The following is a 4,384-nucleotide window of genomic DNA, read 5'->3' as shown; positions in this document are numbered from 1 at the left end:
GTGACACCCGACCCGACGGCGACCCCCACGACCTCCCCACCACCGCCCTCGGGGCCGCCGACGTGAGCGCCGCCGCGCGCCGGTCCGCAGGACCGGGTGCCACCTCCACGACCGCCGCAGGGGCCTCCGAGGGCGCCGCCGGGGCTGCTACCGGGACCAAGTCCGGCGCCACCGCCGCCCCCGACGTCCCCGAGGCCAAGCCCGCCGCCACCGCCACCGCCGCCACCGCAACCACCACCGAGCCCGGCCTGTGGGCCCCCGAGAACCGGGGCCCCGTCACCGGCATGGTCCTGCTGATCACCCTGCTCGCGTTCGAGGCCATGGGCGTCAGCACCGCGATGCCCCGCATGGTCGCCGACCTCGACGGCCAGGCGTTCTACTCGTGGCCGTTCCTCGGGTTCCAGGCCGCCAGCGTCGTCGCGGTCGTGCTGTCCGGCCGGGTCTGCGACCGGATCGGCCCGCGCCTGCCGCTGCTCGTCGGCCCCGCCCTGTTCGTCGTCGGGCTCGCCGTCGCCGGGATCGCCCAGGACATGACCCTGCTCATGGCGGGCAGGGTGCTCCAGGGCCTCGGCGCGGGCGCCCAGATCGTCGCCGTCTACGTCCTGATCGGCCTGGTCTACCCCGAGCGGCTGCGGCCCGCCGTGTTCGGCGCGCTGTCCGCCGCCTGGGTGGTGCCCTCGCTCGTCGGGCCCGCCGTCGCGGGCTGGCTCACCGAGAACCTGAGCTGGCGGTGGGTGTTCCTCGGCCTGGTCCCGCTGGTCGCGGTCGGGTTCGCGCTGGTCCTGCCGGTGCTGCGCGCGCTGCCGCCGCACCGGGGCGAGGAGCCCGCCCGCCGGGGGCTGCCGCTGGCCGCGTTCGGGGCGGGCGGCGGCGTCGCCGGGCTCAGCTGGGCCGCGCAGCACCCCGGCTGGGCCAGCCTCGCGCTCGGCGCCGCCTCGCTGGCCGTGCTGATGCCGTCGCTGCGCGTCCTGCTGCCGAAGGGCACGCTCACCGCCCGGCGCGGTCTGCCCGTCACCATCCTGGCCAGGGGCCTGCTCGCGGGCACGTTCTTCGCCGTCGAGGCGTTCATCCCGCTCACCCTGACCACCGTGCACGGCTACTCGGCCACCGCCGCGGGCATCCCGCTCACGCTCAGCGCCCTCGGCTGGTCCGCCGCGTCCGTGTGGCAGTCCCGCCGCACGGACATCCCGCGCGAGACCCTGGTCCGCTGGGGCTTCACCGTCAGCGCCGTCGGCATCGCGTCCGTGACCCTCATCGCACCGAGCTGGGGACCGGCCTGGCTGACCGCCGTGCTGTGGGGCATCGGGGGCCTCGGCGTCGGCATGGCCATGTCCAGCCTGAGCGTGCTCACCCTCGCCGCGTCCACCGACGCCGACCGGGGCTTCAACTCCTCGGCCCTGCAGGTGAGCGACATGCTCGGTTCGGCCCTGCTGGTCGGCCTCGGCGGCGTCGTGCTCGCCGCCGCGCCGAACCTGACCGCCGCCGTCATCCCCCTGGACCTGCTCATGGCCGCTCTCGCGGTGCTCGGTGCCGTGCTCACCGGACCGCGCTGCCGGGCTACCCTGGACGACTGATGGCCTACTTCGACCACGCCGCCACGACCCCCGTCCTCCCCCAGGCGATCGCGGCGCAGACCGACGCGATGTCCCGCACGGGCAACGCCACCTCGCTGCACACCTCCGGGCGCAGGGCGCGCAGGCTGGTCGAGGAGGCGCGCGAGGACATCGCCGACGCGCTCGGCGCGAAGCCGTCCGAGGTGCTGTTCACCGCGGGCGGCACGGAGAGCGACAACCTGGCCGTCAAGGGCGCCTACTGGGCGCGGCGGCGCGAGGGCCGCAACCGGGTCGTGGCCGGGGCCGTCGAGCACCACGCGGTGCTGGACGCGGTCGACTGGCTGGCCGAGCACGAGGGCGCCGAGGTCACCCTGGTCGAGCCCGACGCGGCCGGGCGGATCACGCCCGACGCGCTGCGGGCGGTGCTGGGCGAGGACGTCGCGCTGGTCACCGCCATGTGGGCGAACAACGAGGTCGGCACGGTCAACCCGGTCGCCGAGCTGTCCGCCGCCGCCGCCGAGTTCGGGGTTCCGCTGCACACCGACGCCGTGCAGGCGGTCGGCGCGGTGCCGGTCTCGTTCGCGGACAGCGGCGCGGGGGCGCTCACGGTCAGCGGGCACAAGATCGGCGCCCCGTACGGGATCGGCGCGCTGCTGCTCGGGCGGCAGGTCGGCGTCACCCCGCTGCTGCACGGCGGCGGGCAGGAGCGGGACGTGCGCTCCGGCACGCTGGACGTGCCCGCGATCGCGGCGTTCGCGGTGGCGGTGCGGCACGCGGTGGAGCGGCGGGAGGCGTCGGCGGCGAGGCTGCGGGCGCTGCGGGACCAGCTGGTCGGCGCGGTGCGCGCGGCGGTGCCGGACGTGATCGTCAACGGCGACCCCGAGGACGGGCTGCCGGGGCACGCGCACCTGACGTTCCCCGGCTGCGAGGGCGACAGCCTGCTGATGCTGCTGGACGCCAGGGGCGTGGAGTGCTCGACCGGCTCGGCCTGCACGGCCGGGGTCGCCCAGCCCAGCCACGTGCTGCTGGCCATGGGCGTCGACCCGGTGCTGGCGCGCGGGTCGCTGCGGTTCACGCTCGGCTGGACGTCGACCGAGGCCGAGGTGCGCGAGCTGGCGGGCGTCATCGGACCGGTCGTGGAGCGGGCCCGCTCGGCGGGCATCGCGGGGATGCGCAGGCACAAGGCGGAGGTGTGACGGGGATGCGGGTGCTCGCGGCGATGAGCGGCGGGGTCGACTCGGCCGTGGCGGCGGCGCGCGCCGTCGAGGCCGGGCACGACGTGACCGGGGTGCACCTGGCGCTGTCGGCGAAGCCGGGGACGCTGCGCACCGGGTCGCGCGGGTGCTGCACGATCGAGGACTCGCACGACGCCCGGCGGGCCGCCGACGTGCTCGGCATCCCGTTCTACGTGTGGGACTTCGCCGAGCGGTTCACCGAGGACGTGGTGGAGGACTTCGTCGCGGAGTACGCGGCGGGGCGCACGCCCAACCCGTGCCTGCGGTGCAACGAGCGGATCAAGTTCGAGGCGCTGCTGGACAAGGCCATCGCGCTCGGGTTCGTCGCGGTGTGCACCGGGCACTACGCGCGGCTCGACGTCGTGGACGGCCTGGTGGAGCTGCGGCGCAGCGCCGACGGGGGCAAGGACCAGTCGTACGTGCTGGCCTCGCTCACCCACGAGCAGCTGGCGCACGCGATGTTCCCGCTCGGCGGGTCGACCAAGGTCGAGGTGCGGGCGGAGGCGGCGCGGCGCGGGCTGTCGGTGGCGGCGAAGCCGGACAGCCACGACATCTGCTTCATCCCGGACGGCGACACGCAGGGGTTCCTGACCAAGCGCCTCGGGCAGCGCGCGGGCGTGCTCGTGGACGACGAGACCGGCGCGGTGCTGGGGCAGCACGTGGGCGTGCACGGGTTCACCGTGGGGCAGCGCAAGGGCCTCGGCATCGACGCGCCCGCCCCGGACGGGCGGCCCCGGTACGTGCTGTCGCTGGAGCCGGTGTCGGGCACGGTCCGGGTGGGGGCGGCGGAGCGGCTGGCCGTGCGCGAGATCGTGGCGGTGCGGCCGGTGTCGCGGGTGGACTGGTCCGGGCCGGTGGAGTGCGTGGCCCAGGTCCGCGCCCACGGCGGCACCGCCCCCGCGATCGCCGAGCTGGTCGGCGAGGAGCTGGTGGTCCACCTGCGCGAGCCGCTGTCGGGCGTGGCGCCGGGGCAGGCGGTGGCGGTCTACCGCGAGGACCCGGAGGGCGGCGACCTGGTGCTGGCCAGCGCGACGATCGAGCGGACCGGGGGCTAGCGGCGGGGTGGTCGCCACGCGGTGCGCCGCGGTGTTCGCGACAAACGCAATGCGTTCGCAATGCACTGCGGGTCGTGTTCCGGGGTGTCAAGGAGGGCCAGTGGTCCGCCGACCACATCGCGCGGCACGACGTGACCCTCGACGAGGTTCGTGAAGCGATCCTCGAACGTCCTCACTGGCAGGAGAAGGGCAAGAACGACACGACCCCGATCTGCGGTCGCGCTCACGCGGGGAGGCACTCGTTCGTGGTGGCGGTCGACGATGGCGGAGAGGCGTTCGTCGTCGACCGCGCGGGACGTGAACCCCGGTGAGAAGCGGACCTTTCAGCGGAAGGCGGTGCGGTGATGGCCGAGCGGGACGAGGTCCTTCCTCGGGCGGTGGAGGAGCTCGAGGAGTTGGCCTCCTACTACGACACCCACGACACCTCCGGTGAGATGGCGAACGGCAGCGGGTCGACCCCCGGCCCATGAAGACCACCTCGCTCCGGTTGCCCGCCGACGTCGTCGACGCGCTCAGGGAGCTCGCGAGGTCCCGAGGTGTC

The 4,384-nt window shown here is 75.3% G+C and carries 5 protein-coding genes; all 5 read left to right on the top strand.

The window, feature by feature from the left end; genetic code table 11:
• Positions 1 to 248 precede the first annotated feature (248 nt).
• The 5 genes from ACTUAL_RS02630 to ACTUAL_RS02610 all read left to right on the top strand — a co-directional run bounded on the left by ACTUAL_RS02630 (position 249) and on the right by ACTUAL_RS02610 (position 4,313).
• Positions 249 to 1,574: an MFS transporter gene (locus ACTUAL_RS02630; RefSeq protein WP_096498068.1), complete on the top strand. Its 1,326-nt coding sequence runs from the start codon at positions 249 to 251 to the stop codon at positions 1,572 to 1,574.
• On the top strand, positions 1,574 to 2,749 hold the full coding sequence (locus tag ACTUAL_RS02625) for a cysteine desulfurase family protein (RefSeq protein ID WP_440899142.1): 1,176 nt from the start codon (positions 1,574 to 1,576) through the stop codon (positions 2,747 to 2,749). Before ACTUAL_RS02630 ends, ACTUAL_RS02625 begins: the two co-directional genes overlap by 1 nt.
• A 5-nt stretch (positions 2,750 to 2,754) precedes the next feature.
• Positions 2,755 to 3,843, top strand: coding sequence for a tRNA 2-thiouridine(34) synthase MnmA (gene mnmA / locus ACTUAL_RS02620; RefSeq protein WP_440899141.1), 1,089 nt, complete (start codon positions 2,755 to 2,757; stop codon positions 3,841 to 3,843).
• A gap of 74 nt (positions 3,844 to 3,917) precedes the next feature.
• Positions 3,918 to 4,154, top strand: coding sequence for a hypothetical protein (locus tag ACTUAL_RS02615; protein WP_440899140.1), 237 nt, complete (start codon positions 3,918 to 3,920; stop codon positions 4,152 to 4,154).
• Positions 4,155 to 4,187: 33 nt separating this feature from the next.
• Positions 4,188 to 4,313 (top strand): hypothetical protein, encoded by a 126-nt coding sequence (locus ACTUAL_RS02610; RefSeq protein ID WP_256373637.1) that lies wholly within the window; start codon positions 4,188 to 4,190, stop codon positions 4,311 to 4,313.
• The last annotated feature ends 71 nt before the right edge of the window (positions 4,314 to 4,384 follow it).

Source organism: Actinosynnema sp., assembly GCF_052038725.1.
The sequence above is the reverse complement of the archived record's forward strand: the minus strand, read 5'-3'. Positions and strand labels throughout refer to the sequence as shown.